The following is an 18,916-nucleotide window of genomic DNA, read 5'->3' as shown; positions in this document are numbered from 1 at the left end:
CTAGCCGCGGGCGCCGGCACGGCGGCGGACGACGGCGGTGCCGACGCCGGCCACCCCGGCCAGGGCCACCGCCCCGCCGAGCAGCACGGCCGTCGGCGACCCGCCGCGCTCCGCCTCGCCGGTCTGGGCGCCGCCGCGGGGCACGGGCCGCGCAGGCGCGGCGCCGGGCGCCGTGACGGACGGGACGGGGCTGGCCGGGATCTTCGTGGCGGGCGGGGCGCTGGTCGGGGCGGTGGGCGCGGCACTGGCCGCGGGGGTGCGGGTCACGGGGGCCGGGGAGGCCGACGGGCCGTCGGCCATCGCCGCCCCGCCGGACAGCACGACGGCTCCGGCCACTCCGGCGACGACCAGTGCGTACCGTGCGGAACGGCGCACGGACGAGGTGCGTGACATGGGACTTCCTCCGAACTGCTCACCACCCCCGTTCCGGTGAACGGGGGCTGGTGGCACCACGCTAGGAAGCCCTCCTCACGGTCCACCGCCGTCCGTGTAACGGCCGCCGCGCGGTCCTGTAACAGACCTGCGGCCGCAGGCGTTCAGTCCAGGACGGGGAGCAGTTCCGGCAGGTGGCCGTCCGACGCCAGGGCGGCGGCGCGGCGTTCGGCCGGCACCTCGCCGTAGGTCGTGGTGCGCTGCCGGGCCGGCCGCCCGGCGGCCTCCGCGATCGCCTCCAGGTCGCGGACGGACTTGTAACTTCCGTACGAGGAGCCGGCCATGCGGGAGATGGTCTCCTCCATCAGGGTGCCGCCGAGGTCGTTGGCGCCCGAGCGGAGCATGTCCGCGGCGCCGTCGGCGCCGAGCTTGACCCACGAGGTCTGGATGTTGGGGATGTGCGGGTGCAGCAGCAGCCTCGCCATCGCGACCACCGCCCGGTTGTCGCGGGCCGTGGGCCCGGGCCGGGCGACGCCCGCGAGGTAGACCGGGGCGTTGGTGTGCACGAAGGGCAGGGTCACGAACTCCGTGAAGCCGCCGGTCCGCTGCTGGATCTCCGCGAGCAGCCGCAGGTGTCCGAGCCAGTGGCGGGGGGTGTCGACGTGGCCGTACATCATGGTCGAGGAGGAGCGGATGCCCAGCTCGTGCGCGGTGGTCACGACGTCGACCCAGGCGGAGGCGGGGAGTTTGCCCTTGGTGAGCACCCAGCGGACGTCGTCGTCGAGGATCTCCGCGGCCGTGCCGGGGATGCTGTCGAGGCCGGACTCCTTGGCCCGCTGCAGCCAGTCGCGGATCGACAGGCCGGTGCGGGTGGCGCCGTTGACGACCTCCATCGGCGAGAAGGCGTGCACGTGGATCCCGGGGACCCGTTCCTTCACCGCCCGCGCGATGTCGAAGTAGGCGGTGCCGGGGAGGTCGGGGTGGATGCCGCCCTGCATGCAGACCTCGGTCGCGCCCACCTCCCAGGCCTGCGCGGCGCGTTCGGCGACCTGCTCCAGCGAGAGCGTGTAGGCGTCGGCGTCGGTGCGGCGCTGCGCGAACGCGCAGAACCGGCAGCCGGTGTAGCAGACGTTGGTGAAGTTGATGTTCCGGGTGACGCAGTAGGTCACGGTGTCGCCGACGGTGTCGCGGCGCACCGCGTCGGCGATCGCGCACAGCGCGTCGAGCGCCGGGCCCTCCGCGCCGAACAGCGCGAGTGCCTGATCGTCCGTCAGTTTCTCCGGGGCGTCCGCCGCGACGGCGAGCGCGGCCCGCACGCCCGTCGGCAGCCGTTCCGGCACCGCGTTCCCCACGCGCTCGCGGAGCACCTCCCAGTCGCCGTACACCTCCTCGAAGTCGGCCCGGCGGTCGCCGGTGCGGCCGTCGGTGTCGATGGTGCGGAAGAGCTCGGTGCGGCCCGAACCGGTCTGCGGCTCCTCGGGCTCCTGCCACGGCAGCCCGACCGGCAGCACCCCCTCGCGGGCCAGCCCGGTCTCCGGGTCGGCGAGCGCCGCGACGTGCGGCAGCAGCCGGGGGTCGAGCCACGGTTCGCCGCGGCGCACGTACTCCGGGTAGATGGTGAGGCGTTCGCGCAGCGTGAAGCCTGCGGCGGCCGTCCGGGCGGCCAGGTCGTCGATGTGCGGCCAGGGGCGTTCCGGGTTGACGTGGTCCGGCGTCAGGGGCGAGACCCCACCCCAGTCGTCGATGCCCGCGCCGATCATCAGCGCGTACTCGCCGTCCACGAGGTTGGGCGGCGCCTGGAGCCGTACCGACGGGCCGAGCACGAGCCGGGCGACCGCGATGGCCGCCGCGAGCTCCTCCAGTTCGGCGTCGGGCATGCCGCGCATCGCGGTGTCGGGCTTGGCACGGAAGTTCTGCACGATGACCTCCTGCACGCCCCTGAACTCCCGTGCCACCCGCCGGATCTCGAACAGCGCGTCGGCCCGCTCCCCGAAGGACTCGCCGATGCCGATCAGCACACCGGTGGTGAACGGCACCGACGAACGGCCCGCGTCCTCCAGCACCCGCAGCCGGACGGCGGGTTCCTTGTCGGGCGAGCCGTGGTGCGGCCCGGACGGGTCGGACCAGAGCCGCTCCGCGGTGGTCTCCAGCATCATCCCCATCGACGGCGCGACGGGCTTCAGCCGCTGCAGGTCCGTCCACGACAGCACGCCCGGGTTGAGGTGCGGCAGCAGGCCGGTCTCCTCCAACACCCGCACGGCCATGGCCCGTACGTACGAGAGGGTGTCGTCGTAGCCGTGCGCGTCCAGCCACTCGCGGGCCTCCGGCCAGCGGTCCTCGGGCCGGTCGCCGAGCGTGAACAACGCCTCCTTGCAGCCCTGCGCCGCACCGGCGCGGGCGATGTCCAGCACCTCGTCCGGCGACAGGAACATGCCCTCCCCGGCCCGCCGCAGCTTGCCCGGCACGGTGACGAACGTGCAGTAGTGGCAGCGGTCCCGGCACAGACGTGTCAGCGGGATGAACACCTTGCGGGAGTACGTGACCACACCCGGCCGTCCGGCCTCGGCCAGTCCCGCGTCCCGTACCCGCGCCGCCGAGCCGCACAGGTCGCTCAGATCGTCACCGCGCGCCTGCAGCAGCACCGCCGCCTCGGCGCGGTCGAGCGCGACCCCGTCACGGGCCCGGCGCAACGCGCGACGCATGGAAGAGGTGGTGGGGACGGGCGCGTTCGCGAATGGTTCGACGGCATTCATGTCCAGACGATATCCGCCGCCGTCCGCGGCCCGGCGCGCGGCGTGCGTCACGTCCGCGGTAGTCCTACGAGCGTGTTTCGGGGGTGCTGCGGGCGTACTGCGGCAGATGGCGGGCGTGTTGCGGCAGCGGGGGCGGACCGGGCCGGTGCGGCGGCCGCGCCGGGCACGGGGACGAACGCGGGGACGAACGCGGGGTGCGGGTCACGGGGGCGGACACGGACGCGGGGACGAACGCGGGGTGCGGGTCACGGGGGCGGACACGGACGCGGGTACGGACGCGGGGTGCGGGTCACGGGGGCCGGTGAGGTCCTGCCCTAGCATCCTGGACATGGCAGGAGCATGGAGGGGACGTCGCACCGGTCCGGTGCCCGGCCGGGCGTGCACCGGTGCGTACGGCGGCACCACCGCCGGGGCCCGGCAGCCGACCGGGACGCGGCGGCCCGCGCGGCCCGGGCGGGCCGGGATGCCGACGCCGTGAGCGGGATGCTGATCCGCGGGGCGGAGGTCGACGGCCTGCCCGTGGACGTGCGGATCCGGCACGGGCTGGTCACCGCGATCGCACCGGCGCTGCCGCGGGAGGGGACCGAGGCGGTCGTCGCCGCCGGGGGCGGCGCGCTGCTGCCGGGCCTGACCGACCATCACCTGCACCTGTTCGCGACCGCGGCCGAGTCGGGTGCGGTGCTGTGCGCGCCGTCCGCCGTACCCGACGCGGCCGCGCTGTCCGCGGCTCTGCACCGGGCGGCGCCCGACGCGCACGGCTGGGTGCGGGGCGTGCGCTACGACGTGTCGGTGGCGGGCGACCTCGACGCGGCCGGGCTGGACCGGCTGCGCGGCGACGTTCCGGTGCGGGTCCGGCACCGCAGCGGCGCCCTGTGGGTGCTGAACGGCCCGGCCGTGGCGGCCGTCGGCCTCGACACGGCGGACCGCCCCGGGGTCGAGCGCGACGCGGCGGGCCGCCCGACCGGCCGGCTGCGGCAGGCCGACGCCTGGCTGGCCGACCGGCTGCCCGCCGCCGGGCCGCTCCTGCCGGCGGCCCTGGGACGGCAGCTCGCCGACCACGGCATCACCGCCGTCACCGACGCCGGTCCGGCGCTCGACCCCGCGGCGGTGGACGCCGTCGCCGCGGCGACGGCCCGGGGCGACCTGCCGCAGCGGGTGCTGCTGCTCGGCGCCCCGCTCGGGGTGCCGCTGCCGGACCCGGGCCCGGTGGCGGGCCCGTGGCGCATCGGGCTCCCCGGCGGCGGACTGCCGGGGCACGCCGCGCTGACCGCGCGGATCGCGGCGGCGCACCGGGTGGGACGGCCGGTGGCGGCGCACTGCGCGACCGGGGAGGCCGTGCTGTCGTTCCTCGCGGCGGTCGAGGAGGCCGGGGTGCTGCCCGGCGACCGGATCGACCACCCCCTGCTGGTGCCCGCGGCGGCGGTGCCGGAGATCGGCAGGCTCGGCCTCCGGGTCGTCGGCCGGCCCGGGCTGATCGCCGACCTCGGTGACGACTACCTGCGGTCGGTCCCCCCGGCCCGGCTGCCGGACGTGCACCGCGGCGCCTCGCTCGTCGCGGCGGGGGTGTCGCTCGGTCTCTCCAGCGACGCCCCGTACGGTCCGCTCGACCCGTGGGCGGTGATGCGGGCGGCGGTGCTGCGGCGCACCCGCTCGGGCGGGACGGTCGCGGCCGGGGAGCGCCTGGCGGTCGGACGGGCCCTGGCGGGCTACCTCTCCCCCGCCGCGTTCCCGGGCGGGCCGGTGCGGCGGGTGCGGGTGGGGGTCGCCGCCGACCTCGTCCTGCTGGGCGCGCCGCTCGGCGAGGTGCTGCGGCGGCTGGACACGGCGCTCGTACGCCTGACCCTGATCGGGGGACGGCCGGTCGGCGGCTCCCTGCTCACCCGGGAGGCGGCACCCGGCTGACGCCACCCGGCCGGCGGATCCCGGGTCCGGCCCGGTTGTCGGCCCGGTTGTCGGCGCCCCGGTCTATCGTGCGGGGGGACACGGAGATCCACCACGGGCAGGGGAAGACCATGACCACACTCGGCAACAGGCCGCGCACCGCCCTGCTCGTCGTCGACGTGCAGAACGGCGTGGTCGAGGGCGCCCACGCGCGCGACGCGGTCGTCGCGAACGTCGGCAGCCTGGTCGCCCGGGCCCGGCGTGAACACGTGCCGGTCGTGTGGGTGCAGCACTCCGACGAGGGGCTCGTGCGGGGCAGCGAGGAGTGGCGGATCGTGCCCGAACTCGTGCCGGGCGACACCGAACCCCTCGTCGAGAAGAACTACGGCGACTCCTTCGAGGCCACCTCGCTGGAGCAGGTGCTCGCGGACCTGGAGGTCGGGCGGCTCGTCGTCGTCGGCGCGCAGACCGACGTGTGCATCCGCTCGACGCTGCACGGCGCACTCGTCCGGGGGTACGACGCGACGCTCGTCCGCGACGCGCACACCACCGAGGACCAGACGGCCTGGGGCGCACCGCCGCCGGAGCAGGTCGTCGCGCACACGAACCTGTACTGGTCCTACCAGACGGCCCCGGGACGGACGGCCGGGACGGTCGCCACCGCGGACGTCGACTTCGCAGGGCCGTCCTGAACCCGGCGCCGGCGGCCGGGCGCCTCCCCGCCCGCCCGTGCCCCGGCACGGACGTGCCGCGCACCCCGGCGCCGCCCTCGCCCTCGCCCTGCATCGGTTTCGGGGCCGCCCCGCTGGACGGCCTGCCCACCCGGTCACCGGGCGGCACCGGTCCTGGCACCAGCACCAGCACCGGGACGACCGGACGGAACGACGGCCCACGACCCGCACGCCTGCCCCGCGGACGGCTGATCGGGCGCGTGGTGTTCCTCCTCGCAACCACCCGATACGGAACACAGCGGTAGATTCTGGACATCGACCCGTTCTCCCGGGAGGTCCGAATGGCTGGTGGGTGCACACGCACGACCGGGCCCGGCCTCGCCGTGGCGGCCACGCGCGGGGCCGCGGCCACGCGCCGCGCCGGGAGCCGGCCGCGTTGAGCCGGGACACGGCTCCCCCGGGCGGCGCCGCCGCCCGGGTCGAGCAGGCCGAGGCCCTGGCGGCCAACGGCATCGGCTGCTTCGAGTGGGAGCCCGCCAGCGGCCGCTTCACCCTCGACGACAACGGCCTGGCCGTCTTCGACCTGCTGCCGGAGGAGTACAACGGCCAGGCGGACGACCTCGGCCAGCGCATCCCGGAGGACGAGTCGGCGCGCCTGACCGCGCTGGTCGCGGACATCGTGGCCGGCCGCGCCGACTCCTACAGCACGTACTTCCGCATCAGGCTGCGCGGCGGCGGCACCCGCTGGACCCACACCCAGGGGCAGGTCGTGCGGCACCCCGCGTACGGGGCGGTCCGGGTGGTCGGAGTGCTCCGGGACGCCACCCAGGAGCTCTCCCACTCGGCGCTGCGGCTGCTCGCGGAGAGCGACCGGCGCCGCCAGGAGGACGCCATGCGCGAGGTCGCGCACGCGCTCGCGGAGGCGATGAGCGTCGCCGACGTCGTCGACGTCCTCACCGGCGACCAGAGCATGCGCCGCCTCGGCACGCAGGGCGTCTCGCTCGGCGTCGTCGAGCAGGGCCGCATCCGCCTGGTCGCGGCGGTCGGCACCACCAACGCCCAGGTCAAGGAGCTCCAGCGGGCCCGCCTCGCCGAGCCGTGGCCCCTGAACGACGCCGTGCGGTCCGGCGAGCCGCTGTTCTTCACCTCCCTGGAGACGTTCATCGACCGCTACCCGCGGCTGGCCCGGTACGTCGCGGGCACCCGCGCGACCGCCGCCGCGTTCCTGCCGCTGATCGCGCAGGGCCGGGCGATCGGCGCCATGTCGATGGTCTACGAGGGCAAGCGCTCGTTCTCCGCTGAGGACCGCACCCTGCTGACCGCCTGGTCGAGCGCCATCGCGCAGTCCCTGCAGCGGGCCATGCTGCTGGACAGGTCCCGGGAGATCGCCACGGGGCTGCAGAACGTGATGCTGCCGCGCCGCATCCCGGACGTCCCCGGCGGACGGATCGCCGTGCGCTACCGCACCGCCCGCGAGGGCATCTGGATCGGCGGGGACTGGTACGACGCCGTCCTGCTCGCCGACCGCAGCGTGGGCCTGGCCATCGGCGACGTCCAGGGCCACGACACCGAGGCCGCCGCCATCATGGGCCAGCTGCGCATCGCGATGACGGCGTACGCCCGCGAGGGCCATCCCTGCGAGAGCGTGCTCGCGAAGGCCTCCGCCTTCCTCGCCGAGATGGACGCCGAACGCTTCGCGACCTGCCTGTACGTGCACGTCGCGCCCGCCACCGGTACGGTCCGGGCCGCGAACGCGGGCCATCTGCCGCCGCTGGTCCGGCACGCCGACGGCACGGTCACCTGGTGGGAGGTCGCCGGGGGCCCGCCGCTCGGCCTGCCCGTCGAGTGGGGCGCCGCGGTCTACCCGCACAGCCGCTTCCGCCTCCGGCCCGGCGACACACTCGTCCTCTACAGCGACGGTCTCGTGGAACGCCCCGGCGAGGACCTCGACCAGGGACTCGCCCGGCTCGCGGCGGTCCTCTCGGCCGGCCCCGCCGACCTGGACGCCCTGGCCGACCACCTCCGTGACAGCCTCACCGAACGGATCGACGCCGAGGACGACGCGGCCCTGCTGATGCTCCAGCTCGACGGTTCCCCGGACGCCTGAGCGGCTCCCGGCGCCCCTTCCCCGGCCCGCCGGGCACGGCCGCGCCCGGAGCCGCCGGGGGCCGTCCGGAGGGCCGCGGGGCCCGTCCGAACGGCGGCGGGCCCGTCCGGGTCACGATCCCGGCACGAACCGTCCGGCCTCGGTGATCCGCCGCAGGAACCGGCGGGTGCGGTCGTGCCGGGGGTCGCCGAAGACCTGCTCGGGGGTGCCCCGTTCGACGATCGCACCGGCGTCGAGGAAGCACACCTGGTCGGCGACCTCGCGGGCGAAGCCCATCTCGTGGGTCGAGACCACCATGGTCAGGCCCTGCTCCTTGAGGTCGCGGACGACCGCGAGCACCTCGCCGACGAGTTCCGGGTCGAGGGCCGCGGTGATCTCGTCGAGCAGCAGCAGCCTCGGCCCGGTGGCCAGCGCGCGGACGATCGCGACCCGCTGCTGCTGGCCGCCGGACAGCCGGTCGGGGTACTCACGGGCCTTGTCCGCGAGCCCGAGCCGGCCGAGCAGGTCCAGCGCACGCGTCTCCGCCTCGGCCCGGGCGACCCGGTGCACCCGGCGGGGGGCAAGGGTGACGTTCTCCAGGACCGTCATGTGGGGGAAGAGGTTGTACTGCTGGAACACCACGCCGATGCGCCGCCGGACGGCGTCCTGGTCGGCCGCCGGGTCGGTGATCTCCTCGCCGTCCAGCAGGACGGCGCCGTCGTCGATCTCCTCCAGCAGGTTGACGCAGCGCATCAGCGTCGACTTGCCGGAGCCGGAGGCGCCGATGAGCACGGTCACGGAGTGCGCGGGCACGGCCAGGTCGACGCTCCGCAGCACGACGTGGTCGCCGAAGGCCTTGCGGACCTCCTGCAGGGCCAGCACGGGCACGGTCGGATCCACCGCCGTCACACCGCACCTCCTTGGTGGCGCCGCCCGTCGGCGCGGGCCGTCACCCAGTCCGTGAAGCGCGTGAGCGGCACGGTCAGCAGGATGAAGACGAGCGCCGAGACGAGGTAGGGCGTGTAGTTGAAGGTCTGGGCCGTGATGATCTTCGCCGCGAAGACGGCGTCGATGACGCCGCCGATCGACACCAGGCCGGTGTCCTTCTGCAGCGAGACCAGGTTGTTGAGCAGCGGTGGCACGACCCGCCGCACCGCCTGCGGCAGGACGACGTACCGCATGGCCTGGGCGTTGGTCAGGCCCAGGGACCGGGCGGCGGCCCGCTGGCTCGGGTGGACGGACTGGATGCCGGCCCGGAACACCTCGGACACGTACGCCGAGTACGTCAGGACGAGCGCGGCACCGCCGAGCAGCAGCGGGTCGGTGGTGACGCCGGTCAGCCGCAGCGCGGGCACACCGGTGATCATGACGAGCAGGCAGATGATCATCGGCAGGCCGAGGAAGAAGTCCACGTACGCCGTCACCAGGAGCCGCACCGGCAGGAACACCGGCCCCCGCAGGGTGCGCAGCAGGGCCAGCACCAGGCCGAGCACCAGGATCAGCACGCCGCAGACGGCCATCAGCTCCAGGTTGACCCGCAGGCCGCGGAGCACCTCCGGCAGGGCCTGCCGCGCGTAGGAGGCGTCGAAGAACGTCTCCCGGGTGCGCTGCCAGCCGGGCGAGCCGACGACGACGAGGTACAGCACGACCGCCGTCACCGCCGTGCTGACGGCGGCGATCAGCGCCGAGCGGCGGGCCTGCCGCCGGCGGTACGCCTCACGGGCGAGCCGCCGGGCGGACGGCCGGTACGGGGCCTCCGCACCGGCCGCCGGCGGCACGCCCCCGGCCGTGGCGGCGCTCACCCGAGGACCGGCGCGGAGACCGCGTCGGACAGCCACTGCTTCTCCAGGCGGGCCAGGGTGCCGTCGGCGCGCAACGCGTCCACCGCGGCGGTGACGCAGCCGGTCAGCGCACTGCCCTTGTCCAGCACGAGGCCGAACTGCTCGGTGCCGCCGCCGGCGTTCGGCAACTGGCCGACCACCCGGGCGTCGGTGACCTCCGCGCCGGTGACGTAGAAGGCGGTCGGCAGGTCGAGCACCAGCGCGTCGATCTGACCGTTCTTCAGCGCGGTCTTGGCGAGGTCGTTGCTGTCGAAGACGGCCGGCTGCGTGGTGGGGGCGATCTGGCCGGTGACGGCGGTCAGGCTGGTGGAGCCCACCTGCGCGCCCAGCTTGACGCCCTTGAGGTCGGCGAGGCTCTTCGCCGAGGCGGCCTTGGTGCCCTTGAGCGCGACGACGGCCTGGCGGACGTCGTAGTAGCCGGAGGAGAAGTCGACCGACTTCTTGCGGTCGTCGTTGATCGACACCTGGTTGATGTCGAAGTCGAAGTCCTTGGCACCGGGGGCGAACGCCTTGTCGAACGGGCTGACCGTCCAGGTGACCTTGTCCTGCGGGTAGCCGAGCCGGTCGGCGACCGCGTACGCGACGGCGGACTCGAAGCCCTTGCCGTTCGCCGGGGCGTCGTCGGCGAACCAGGGTGCGTAGGCGGGCTTGTCGGTGCCGACCGTCAGGGTGCCGGCCTTGTGGGTGGCCAGCGCGCCCTTCGCGCAGGTGGCGGCCGACCCCTGACCGGCCCCGCTCGCGGCGGCCGGGCCGGAGGTGGCCGCGTCCTGCGGCGCGCAGGCGGCGAGCACCGAGGCGGCGAGCAGGAGAGCGGCCAGCGACGCGGGGCCGGTCGGGCGGCTCGTGGGGCCGGTCGGGCGGCTCGCGAAAGCGGAAGTCATGTCGGGACTCCAGAGGGAGGGGAGGGAGGGCCGCGCGCACCGGTCCGCAGGTCGGGACACTGGTGGGCGCGGTGAGGGCGGCGCGCGGGGCCGGCCCGGCGGCCGGATGCCGCCGCCGGGGGCGGGGCGGGGCGGGGGCAGCGCGTCCGCGGTGCCCCCGATGCAGCGTCAGAAGCCCGGACAGCGGCCGGTGCGACGACAGGAGGGCACCCGGATCGGTTCGGCGCGGCGGATCGCCGCCCGCTGAAGGGCCGGGAGCATGGCGGGAGGTTCGCACCCCGAGCGCACGCCTGTCCAGAAGCGTCCGGATTCTGTCCACATTCCGGACAGCCTGTCGCAGCCGCCGCAGCGTTCCCCCCGCCGTCGGGCCGGGCGCCCTCGGACCCTCGGACCTCACCGGGGCGGCATCGGCACGGTGTCGACGATCTGCACGTTCGCATCGGCGGTCTGCACGTTGCCGCAGAGCACCGTGGCGGTGCCGTTGACGATGAGGCCCTCATCGGAGCCGGTCACCGTGCCCCTGCCGCCCTCCAGGCCGGCGTGGTCCCCGGGCAGGGCGGCGGGGGCGAGTCGCTCCGGCACCACGCGGCACGTCAGCACCTCGGTGGGCTCGGCCGCGTCGGCGAGCAGGGCGTCCGGGTCGACCTTCGGGATCTTCGCGAAGGCCGCGTCGGTCGGCGCGAACACGGTGACGTCCCCCGCCGAGTTCAGGGTGTCGGGCCGGGATGTCGTCGGCGCTCCAGCGGCCGGCCACGGACGGGTCCGGGGACCACCGTCACCAGCGGCGGGTGCGGCCGGGGAGCGGCGGGGCCGCGGGCCGGGCGGGGGCCGCGGGTACGAGGTGGGCGGTCACGGTCTTGCCGGTGCCGGTGTCGAGGGTGATGGTCACCGTGTCGCAGAGGGCGGCGACCAGCGTCAGGCCCCGGCCGTCCGTGGCGGTGCGGGCGTCGGCGTGGCGGCGCACCGGCAGCTCGCGGCCGCCGTCGCTGACGGACACGTCGAGGCCGTGGGGGCCGCCGGCCAGCCGGAGGCTGCCCGGACCGTGGGTGTGGCGGATCGAGTTGGTGACGAGTTCGCTGATGACGAGCAGGGCGTCGTCGCGCAGCGGGCGGGGCAGGTGGGCCCGGGTGAGGTAGGCGCGGGCATGGTCCCGCAGACCGCGCACGCACTGGGGCCGGTCGGTGAAGTGCTCGCTCCAGCCGGTGGTCTCGGGGTCGGCCGTCGGCCGCGCCGGTGCAGGTGCAGGTGCCGGTGCCGCAGCGAGGGCGGGGGCGGGCGAGCGGGCTGGTGGTCGGGGCTGTGCGGTGGTCATGGCCGGACGCCTCCGTGACGTCGGGGCGGGGTCATCCGCCCCGGTGCGGCGCCGGACGGGTCGGGCGCCCGTCCGGCGGGGGAGGGCCCGGCGCCTCGGGGCGCCGGGCCGTCGTGCTTCCGTCGGTGACGGTGGTCAGCGGCAGTACCAGCCGGCCGCGACCCACGTCTTCTCCCAGTGCGCCGGGATCCACTTGTGCTCCCACCCGGCCTTGTGCCACACCTTGTGCCAGTACCCGTGGTGGAAGTGGTGGTGGGAGTCCCACCAGCCCGGGTGCCACTGGTTCTGCCAGTAGCCCGCGTGCCAGACCTTCTGCCAGTGGCCGGCCACGTGCTGGTTCTCCCAGTGGGCCGGGTACCAGCGGCACTCCTTGTCGTGCGAGACCGCGGACACGGTCGGCGCCGACGCCGTGGTCGTCGCCGAGGCCGACGCCGCGGACGTCGCCACTGCGGCACCGCCTCCGAGCATCACGCAGGTCGCCGCGACCGCCAACGACCGCTTCGTTCGCATGGCATGCATCGTCCTGCCCATCCTTCCTGACCGTCCGTCACCCGACCCGGTGGGTCCGGCGCGGAGTGCGCCGGTCGTCACGCTGTGGGCCGAGGTGCGTTCCATGACCTTGATTCGCACGCGGGCCCGGCGCGGACGGGGCGATCGGCGGGAAAGTACGGTCAATTCTTCAACCGTCGGACGTCCTACGGTCACCGCTCACGATCCTGCTCACGGGCGCAGTTCCAGGACCGGCCGCGCGGCTTCGGCCGCGCCTGCGGCGCGAGCGGGACCGGCGGTACCGCTCCGCGCGCCGGGGCCCCGGCCTGCGGCGACCAGGGCCGTGGCGGTCGCACGGTAGAGGTCGGCGGCCCGGCGCCGGTCCGGGGCGGCGGCGAACCGGCGGGCCGCCGCGCGGCGCAGCCCGTCGAGGATCGCGCCGATGCTGCTGCCGTCCTGCGGGATGTCCACCAGGTGCTCGCCGAGCGCCGTCATGGCGAACACCGAGGGGCTCGCGAACCGGCGGTCGCGCCGGCAGGCCGTGGTGATGACGAACCAGTCGTCCCAGCCGCACACGAGACCGCATTCGCCCAGCGCCGCGGCGGCCGCGGTCAGCGCGTGGTGCCGGCGGGTCCGGGCGTCCGCCCGGCGGGCGGCGGGACCGTGGCGGGGCCGCCGTACCCGCCGGGCCGTCAGGCCGCGTCCGTGCCAGGCGCGGAACCATCGCCGGACACCCGGCGGCAGGAGGCTGCCGCGGCCCTGCGGTACGGCGAGGCTCACAGCGTCTCCTTCTCCTGCCGGTGGGGCCCGCGGGGCGGCTCGCGGGCCCCACCGGGCCGTCCGGTCGTCAGCCGAGGTTGGCGCAGGCGTTGCCGAAGGCCGGGCTGAGCAGGCCGACGACGCCGACGGTGTTGCCGCAGGCGTTCACGGGCACGTGGACGGGCACCTGGACCAGGTTGCCCGACAGCACGCCGGGCGAGCCCGCGGCGAGCCCGGAGGCTCCCGCGCTCGCCGACGCGGCGCCCGCGGCGAGCAGGACGGCACCGGCGGCGAACCCGGCGACGGCACACGAGGTACGGACGAAGGCCATGGTGGAACTCCCTTGTGCGAGACGGATCGGACGGATCGTCAGCCGTTCCGCTGACACGGGTGGTTCGCGGCCTGCCGGTCCGCGGTTCGGTGCCCGCCCCCGGATCCACCCGATCGGCCCAGGCGGGGAGCCCGCCGGCCGGGGGTGGAGCCGTGAGCGCGGCCCCCGCGGCCCCCGCGGCCCGCGCGCCGCGGGGGTCGGTGCGGGCCGCCGCGGCCGGGTCAGCTCTCGGTGGACCTCGCCCAGAGGTTGAGGCCGGCGTCGGTGGCGTAGCGGTCGATCTCCGTGAGTTCCTCCGTGGTGAGCGGTTCGGCGCGGACCGCCGCGACGTTGTTCTCCAGCTGGCCCACCGACGAGGCGCCGATCAGGGCGGACGTCATCCGCGGGTCGCGCAGCAGCCAGGTCAGGGCGAGCTGGGCGAGGGACTGGCCGCGGCCGGACGCGATCCCGTTCAGCCCGCGGAGTTTGCCCAGGGTCTCCTCCGTGATGCTCGACGGGTCGAGCGAGGTGCCGCGGGAGGCGCGTGATCCGGCCGGGACGCCGTCCAGGTAGCGGTCCGTCAGGATGCCCTGCGCCAGCGGGGCGAAGCCGATGCAGCCGGCCCCCTCGGCCGCCAGCACGTCGAGCAGCCCGTCGTCCTCGATCCAGCGGTTGAGCATCGAGTACGACGGCTGGTGGATGAGCAGCGGCACCCCGAGGCCGCGGAGGACCTCCGCCGCCCGGCGCGTCCGGTCGGCGCTGTACGAGGAGATGCCCGCGTAGAGGGCCTTGCCCTGCTGCACCGCCGCGGCGAGGGCGCCCATCGTCTCCTCGACGGGGGTGTCGGGGTCGAAGCGGTGGGAGTAGAAGATGTCCACGTACTCCAGGCCCATCCGCCGGAGCGACTGGTCGAGGCTGGCGGTGAGGTACTTGCGCGAGCCCCACTCGCCGTACGGGCCGGGCCACATGTCGTAGCCGGCCTTGGTCGAGATGACGAGCTCGTCGCGGTACGGGCGGAAGTCCGCCGCGAGGTGGCGGCCGAAGTTGGCCTCGGCTGCGCCGTACGGCGGGCCGTAGTTGTTGGCGAGGTCGAAGTGGGTCACGCCGAGGTCGAAGGCGCGGCGCAGGATGGCGCGCTGCGACGCGAAGCTGCGGTCGTCACCGAAGTTGTGCCACAGACCGAGCGAGATCTCCGGGAGGCGGAGTCCGCTCCGGCCGGTGCGGCGGTAGCGCATGGAGCCGTCGTAGCGGCTCTCGGCGGCCCGGTACGGCGAGCTGGTCATCTGGTGACCTCCTGGGAGGGTCCGCGGCCGGGTGCGCCCGGACGCGTGGGATCTGCGGCGCGGGGGCCATGCCACCGGGGCGGACCCACCGTGCCGTGCGCCCCCTCGACCGGGCGGGTGCCCCCGAGGCAGTCATCCGAAGGGGTGAGGCGGCGCCGAACGGGAATACCTTCCTACCGTCCGGCACTGTGGCGGGTATGGCTACTCTCGGATTGATCGGAAGCGGCAACATCGGCGGCACCCTGGCCCGGCTCGCCGTCGCGGCCGGGCTCGACGTCGTCCTCAGCAACTCACGCGGTCCGGAGACCCTCGCCGGCCTGGTCGCGGAGCTCGGCCCGCGGGCCCGCGCCGCGACACCGGCCGAGGCGGCCGCCGCCGGTGACTGGGTGGTGGTGACGGTGCCGCTGAAGAACTACCTCCAGGTGCCGGTCGAACCGCTGGCCGGCCGCACCGTGCTCGACACCAACAACTACTACCCGCAGCGTGACGGCCGGATCGCACGGCTCGACGCGGGCGAGACCACCAGCAGCGGGCTCCTGCAGGAGCACCTGGTCGGCGCGCACGTGGTCAAGGCGTTCAACAACATCTACTTCGGGCACCTGGCCTCGCTCGCACGGCCGGCCGGCGCGCCGGACCGTACCGCGCTGCCCGTCGCCGGCGACGACGCCGGGGCCAAGGCGCGCGCGGCTGCGCTGCTGGACGCCCTCGGCTTCGACACCGTCGACGCGGGGCCGCTCCCGGAGGGCCGGCGTTTCCAGCCCGGCACACCGGCCTACGGCCTGCCGTACCTGAAGGACCCGGCCGGTGACCTGTCCACCGACCCGGGCAGCCCCGCAGCCGCTTCGACCGTCCGGGAGGCGCTCGCGGCGGCCACCGCCTGACACCGCCGACACCGCCCGCGCGTCCTGGCGGCACCGCGTACCGGGGCGCGGTGCCGGCCGGGCGCCGCGACAGGGGCTGACGGCCGCGTCCCGTGCGCGCCCGGCGGCAGCAGACGCCGGGCGTACCGGTTCACAGGTCGGTCATCTCCCCCAGACCCAGGGTGCGCAGCGTGTGGTCGGCCATCTGGAGGTGACCGACGGCGTTGGGGTGGGCGGGGTCGTCCAGCCAGGAGATCGGGTCGGCGTCGCCGAAACGGGCGCGCCAGTGGGCCTCGTGGTCGACCAGCAGGGCTCCGGTGTCGCGGGCGATCTCGCGGACGGCCTCGCAGTAGGCGGGCAGTTCCGACCGGGCCGGCCGCCCGGCGAGGCTGGTCAGGACGGGGGTGTGCAGAACGATCCGGGCGCCGGCCGTCCGGTCGACGATCGCGCGCATGGCGTCGTGGAACTCGGGCAGCCCGGCCAGGCCTGCGCGGGCGTCGTTGGTGCCGAGCGAGACGGACAGCACGTCGGGGGCGAACCGGCCGACCAGGTGGTCGTACGAGCCGAGGACGTCGACGGCGCGCCAGCCCGAGACGCCGGTGTTCACGACGATGTCGGTCAGCCGGTCGAGCTGCCAGCGGATGCGCTCGTGGACGTGCTCGACCCACCCTCGCGCACCGTACGTGTGCAGGACGGCCTGGGTGATGCTGTCCCCGGTCGCCACCCAGGTCATCGGCCGGTCCGGCAGCTCGATCATGTGGTCTCCCCGTGTTCCGCTGAGTTCCGCTGGTTCCGTAGTCCGGTCGGTCCTCGACCGGGGTGCATATTCGATCATGGCCCGCGGTCCGCTCCGCAGCGGGGCCCGGCCCAGCGCGCGGGGCCCGGGCGGCACCCAGCCTCCGCACCCGCACCCGCACCCGCGGTATCCGGCGCCGGCGGCCTACTGCGGGTGCGGTACACCGAGTGTCTGCGGACGGCTGACGACAACGGACCTGCCGGACGGCAGGGTTGAGTACACCGGGGAGAGGGCCCGCGGCCCTCACGGGCCGGGACGGAACACCTCCGTCAGCACCCGACCCCGGCATTCGACCGTGCCCGTCGTACCGGGACCGGCCCGCACCGCCCGTCCCGGTGGCGCGCGCCGCGTCCGCCGGACGGGCATGCGGCCGGCCCGGCAGCGGGCCCGAGAACCTGGAGTCCCGATGTCCGCGCTTGCCCGCTGGTGCCACCGGCACCGGCTCGTCACCGTCCTCCTGTGGGTGGGCCTGCTCGTGGGCCTGGGCGCAGCCTCGGGCGCGGTGGGCACCAAGTACAGCGACAGCATGTCGATGCCGGCCACCGAGTCGAGCAAGGCCCTGGAACTCCTCAGGGCCGACATGCCCGCCGCCGCGGGCGACACCGACACGGTCGTCTGGCACACGGACCACGGGTCGGTGAAGGACCCGGCGACCGAGGAGCGGATGACGAAGACGCTGGAGGCGATCGCCACCAGTCCGTCCGTCGCCTCCGTCGTCGGCCCGTACGACCCGCAGGGCGCCCGGCAGATCAGCGCGGACGGGTCGACCGCGTACGCCCAGATCACCTTCACGAAGGACGCCCGGGACATCCCGGTGGCCGACGTCGACCACGTGGTCGACCTCGCGAAGGACGCCCGGACGGACGGCCTGGACGTCCAGCTCGGCGGGCAGGCGATCCAGAACACCGAGAGCGAGATGGGCGGGGCCAGCGAGCTCATCGGCATCGTCGCCGCCCTGATCGTGATGACGCTGGTGTTCCGTTCGCTCTGGGCGGCCGCGCTGCCGATCCTCACGGCGGTGGCCGGGGTCGGCACCGGTGTCATCGGCACCGGGCTTCTGAGCCACGGCATGAGCGTCGCCTCGGTCGCGCCGACGCTGGGCGTCCTGGTGGGGCTGGGCGTCGGCATCGACTACGCGCTGTTCATCGTCAACCGCCACCGCAAGGGCCTGATGGCGGGCCTGAGCGTGCAGGAGTCGGTGGTCAAGGCGCTGAACACCTCCGGCCGGGCGGTGCTGTTCGCCGGCCTGACCGTGGTGATCGCACTGCTGGGCATGCTGATCCTGGGCATCGGTTTCCTCAACGGCATGGCGATCTCCGCCGCGCTCACCGTCGCGATGACCGTCCTCGCCGCGGTCACCCTGCTGCCGGCCATGCTCGGTCTGCTGAAGCTGCGCGTGCTGAGCCGGGCCCAGCGCCGCCGGCTGGCCGAGGAGGGGCCGTCCGCGCTGCCGACCTCCGGCTTCTGGGCCCGCTGGGCACTGCGGGTGCAGGCGCGCCCGGTCGGCAAGGCGTTGGTGGCGCTGCTCGTGATGGTGGCGGTGTCGCTGCCGGTGTTCTCGCTGCGCCTCGGCACCTCCGACGCGGGCAACAACCCGCGGTCCACGACCAGCCGGCAGGCGTACGACCTGATGGCCGACGGCTTCGGTCCCGGTTCGAACGGCCCGCTGCTGCTGGTCGCCGAGACACCCGGACCGCAGGAGCGCGCGGCCCTGGACGGGCTCGTCGCCGAGCTGAAGGGCGTGGACGGGGTGGCCCAGGTCGCCGCGGCCCCGGTGCCGGACGGCAAGCAGATCGCGACCGTCAGCGTGGTGCCGACCACCTCGCCGCAGTCCGCGGAGACCTCCGAGCTGATCACCGACCTGCGGGACCGGGTGATCCCGCAGGCCGAGGCGGGCACCGGCCTCAAGGTGTACGTCGGCGGTGCGACCGCGACCGCGGCCGACTTCGCGGACGTCCTGATCGGCAAGCTGCCGCTGTTCATCGGCATCATCGTGGGGCTGGGCTGCCTGCTGATGATGATCGCCTTCCGCAGCGTGCTGGTGCCGCTGATCGGCGTGGCGATGAACCTGCTCACCATGGGCGTGGCGTTCGGCGCGATCGTCGCGGTGTTCCAGTGGGGCTGGGGCTCCGAGGCGCTCGGTGTCGGCGCGGCCGGCCCGGTGGAGGCCTTCGCCCCGGTGATGATCATCGCGATCCTGTTCGGTCTCTCGATGGACTACCAGGTCTTCCTGATCAGCCGGATGCACGAGGAGTGGACCCACACCCGGGACAACCGGCGGGCCGTCCGCGTCGGCCACGGCGAGACCGGGCAGGTCATCACGGCGGCCGCGGTCATCATGGCGTGCGTCTTCGCCGCCTTCGTCTTCGCCGGGCAGCGCATGATCGCGGAGTTCGGCATGGGCCTGGCGCTGGCCGTCCTGCTCGACGTCCTCGTGCTGCGCATGGTGCTCGTCCCCGCGCTGATGCACCGCTTCGGCCGGGCCAACTGGTGGCTGCCCCGCTGGCTCGACCGGCTGCTGCCCCACGTGTCGGTGGAGGGTGAGCCCGACCCGGCGCCCGTCCCCGACCCGGAGCGCGAGCCGATACCGGCCGTCACCCGCTGACCACGTCCCGACGTCCC

The 18,916-nt window shown here is 75.0% G+C and carries 17 protein-coding genes; 5 read left to right on the top strand and 12 right to left on the bottom strand.

The features are described from left to right. Both OG335_RS36680 and OG335_RS36675 read right to left on the bottom strand, forming a co-directional pair. Entirely contained in the window at positions 1-393 is a 393-nt protein-coding gene (locus tag OG335_RS36680) for a hypothetical protein (protein WP_405009553.1), read from the bottom strand. Between the two features lie 143 nt (positions 394-536). Then, entirely contained in the window at positions 537-3,125 is a 2,589-nt protein-coding gene (locus tag OG335_RS36675; protein ID WP_405009554.1) for a bifunctional FO biosynthesis protein CofGH, read from the bottom strand. A 483-nt stretch (positions 3,126-3,608) separates the two neighbouring features. Between OG335_RS36675 and OG335_RS36670 the strand changes: the two genes are divergently transcribed. The 3 genes from OG335_RS36670 to OG335_RS36660 all read left to right on the top strand — a co-directional run bounded on the left by OG335_RS36670 (position 3,609) and on the right by OG335_RS36660 (position 7,784). Further along, positions 3,609-5,027, top strand: coding sequence for an amidohydrolase family protein (locus OG335_RS36670; protein ID WP_405015302.1), 1,419 nt, complete (start codon positions 3,609-3,611; stop codon positions 5,025-5,027). A 110-nt stretch (positions 5,028-5,137) separates the two neighbouring features. Further along, positions 5,138-5,698 carry a cysteine hydrolase family protein gene (locus tag OG335_RS36665; RefSeq protein WP_405009555.1) on the top strand — a complete coding sequence of 187 codons (561 nt, stop codon included), beginning with the start codon at positions 5,138-5,140 and terminating at the stop codon, positions 5,696-5,698. A 415-nt stretch (positions 5,699-6,113) separates the two neighbouring features. Next, entirely contained in the window at positions 6,114-7,784 is a 1,671-nt protein-coding gene (locus OG335_RS36660) for a SpoIIE family protein phosphatase (RefSeq protein ID WP_405009556.1), read from the top strand. 111 nt (positions 7,785-7,895) lie between these two features. Here the strand turns inward: OG335_RS36660 and OG335_RS36655 are convergent, their stop codons facing one another. From OG335_RS36655 to mgrA, 9 genes are all read right to left on the bottom strand, one after another. Next, positions 7,896-8,672 (bottom strand): amino acid ABC transporter ATP-binding protein, encoded by a 777-nt coding sequence (locus OG335_RS36655; protein WP_405009557.1) that lies wholly within the window; start codon positions 8,670-8,672, stop codon positions 7,896-7,898. After that, complete coding sequence (locus tag OG335_RS36650; RefSeq protein WP_405009558.1) at positions 8,669-9,565, bottom strand: amino acid ABC transporter permease; 897 nt, start codon at positions 9,563-9,565, stop codon at positions 8,669-8,671. Before OG335_RS36650 ends, OG335_RS36655 begins: the two co-directional genes overlap by 4 nt. Beyond that, on the bottom strand, positions 9,562-10,485 hold the full coding sequence (locus OG335_RS36645; protein ID WP_405009559.1) for an ABC transporter substrate-binding protein: 924 nt from the start codon (positions 10,483-10,485) through the stop codon (positions 9,562-9,564). The genes OG335_RS36650 and OG335_RS36645 overlap by 4 nt, the downstream gene beginning before the upstream one ends. 393 nt (positions 10,486-10,878) lie before the next feature. Beyond that, the gene (locus OG335_RS36640; RefSeq protein WP_405009560.1) at positions 10,879-11,172 is read right to left on the bottom strand and encodes a fasciclin domain-containing protein; all 294 of its coding nucleotides are present in this window, start codon (positions 11,170-11,172) and stop codon (positions 10,879-10,881) included. 88 nt (positions 11,173-11,260) lie between these two features. Next, a complete protein-coding gene (locus OG335_RS36635; protein WP_405009561.1) occupies positions 11,261-11,797 on the bottom strand; it encodes an ATP-binding protein in 537 nt (178 codons plus the stop codon). A 135-nt stretch (positions 11,798-11,932) separates the two neighbouring features. Beyond that, positions 11,933-12,307 carry a hypothetical protein gene (locus tag OG335_RS36630; protein ID WP_405009562.1) on the bottom strand — a complete coding sequence of 125 codons (375 nt, stop codon included), beginning with the start codon at positions 12,305-12,307 and terminating at the stop codon, positions 11,933-11,935. 210 nt (positions 12,308-12,517) lie between these two features. Next, positions 12,518-13,066 (bottom strand): hypothetical protein, encoded by a 549-nt coding sequence (locus OG335_RS36625; protein WP_405009563.1) that lies wholly within the window; start codon positions 13,064-13,066, stop codon positions 12,518-12,520. 67 nt (positions 13,067-13,133) lie between these two features. Then, positions 13,134-13,376: a chaplin gene (locus OG335_RS36620; protein ID WP_405009564.1), complete on the bottom strand. Its 243-nt coding sequence runs from the start codon at positions 13,374-13,376 to the stop codon at positions 13,134-13,136. A 221-nt stretch (positions 13,377-13,597) separates the two neighbouring features. Beyond that, on the bottom strand, positions 13,598-14,638 hold the full coding sequence (gene mgrA / locus OG335_RS36615; protein WP_405009565.1) for an L-glyceraldehyde 3-phosphate reductase: 1,041 nt from the start codon (positions 14,636-14,638) through the stop codon (positions 13,598-13,600). A gap of 197 nt (positions 14,639-14,835) precedes the next feature. On the opposite strand from mgrA, the gene OG335_RS36610 reads away from it, so the two are divergent. Further along, on the top strand, positions 14,836-15,519 hold the full coding sequence (locus OG335_RS36610) for an NADPH-dependent F420 reductase (protein ID WP_405009566.1): 684 nt from the start codon (positions 14,836-14,838) through the stop codon (positions 15,517-15,519). 130 nt (positions 15,520-15,649) lie between these two features. On the opposite strand, the gene OG335_RS36605 is transcribed toward OG335_RS36610, so the two are convergent. Next, on the bottom strand, positions 15,650-16,255 hold the full coding sequence (locus OG335_RS36605; RefSeq protein WP_405009567.1) for an SGNH/GDSL hydrolase family protein: 606 nt from the start codon (positions 16,253-16,255) through the stop codon (positions 15,650-15,652). 445 nt (positions 16,256-16,700) lie between these two features. On the opposite strand from OG335_RS36605, the gene OG335_RS36600 reads away from it, so the two are divergent. After that, positions 16,701-18,899 carry an MMPL family transporter gene (locus OG335_RS36600; RefSeq protein ID WP_405009568.1) on the top strand — a complete coding sequence of 733 codons (2,199 nt, stop codon included), beginning with the start codon at positions 16,701-16,703 and terminating at the stop codon, positions 18,897-18,899. Positions 18,900-18,916: the final 17 nt, after the last annotated feature.

The sequence above is a fragment of the Kitasatospora sp. NBC_01539 genome, from assembly GCF_045040525.1.
GTDB lineage: Bacteria > Actinomycetota > Actinomycetes > Streptomycetales > Streptomycetaceae > Kitasatospora.
The sequence above is the reverse complement of the archived record's forward strand: the minus strand, read 5'-3'. Positions and strand labels throughout refer to the sequence as shown.

Excerpts from the sequence above, each read along its gene's own strand:
- OG335_RS36645 (WP_405009559.1), bottom strand. The coding sequence starts at position 10,485 with ATGACTTCCGCTTTCGCGAGCCGCCCGACCGGCCCCACGAGCCGCCCG.
- OG335_RS36635 (WP_405009561.1), bottom strand. The coding sequence starts at position 11,797 with ATGACCACCGCACAGCCCCGACCACCAGCCCGCTCGCCCGCCCCCGCC.
- OG335_RS36620 (WP_405009564.1), bottom strand. The coding sequence starts at position 13,376 with ATGGCCTTCGTCCGTACCTCGTGTGCCGTCGCCGGGTTCGCCGCCGGT.
- OG335_RS36665 (WP_405009555.1), top strand. The coding sequence starts at position 5,138 with ATGACCACACTCGGCAACAGGCCGCGCACCGCCCTGCTCGTCGTCGAC.
- OG335_RS36605 (WP_405009567.1), bottom strand. The coding sequence starts at position 16,255 with ATGATCGAGCTGCCGGACCGGCCGATGACCTGGGTGGCGACCGGGGAC.
- OG335_RS36670 (WP_405015302.1), top strand. The coding sequence starts at position 3,609 with ATGCTGATCCGCGGGGCGGAGGTCGACGGCCTGCCCGTGGACGTGCGG.
- OG335_RS36680 (WP_405009553.1), bottom strand. The coding sequence starts at position 393 with ATGTCACGCACCTCGTCCGTGCGCCGTTCCGCACGGTACGCACTGGTC.
- OG335_RS36600 (WP_405009568.1), top strand. The coding sequence starts at position 16,701 with ATGTCCGCGCTTGCCCGCTGGTGCCACCGGCACCGGCTCGTCACCGTC.
- OG335_RS36630 (WP_405009562.1), bottom strand. The coding sequence starts at position 12,307 with ATGCGAACGAAGCGGTCGTTGGCGGTCGCGGCGACCTGCGTGATGCTC.
- OG335_RS36675 (WP_405009554.1), bottom strand. The coding sequence starts at position 3,125 with ATGAATGCCGTCGAACCATTCGCGAACGCGCCCGTCCCCACCACCTCT.
- OG335_RS36610 (WP_405009566.1), top strand. The coding sequence starts at position 14,836 with ATGGCTACTCTCGGATTGATCGGAAGCGGCAACATCGGCGGCACCCTG.
- mgrA (WP_405009565.1), bottom strand. The coding sequence starts at position 14,638 with ATGACCAGCTCGCCGTACCGGGCCGCCGAGAGCCGCTACGACGGCTCC.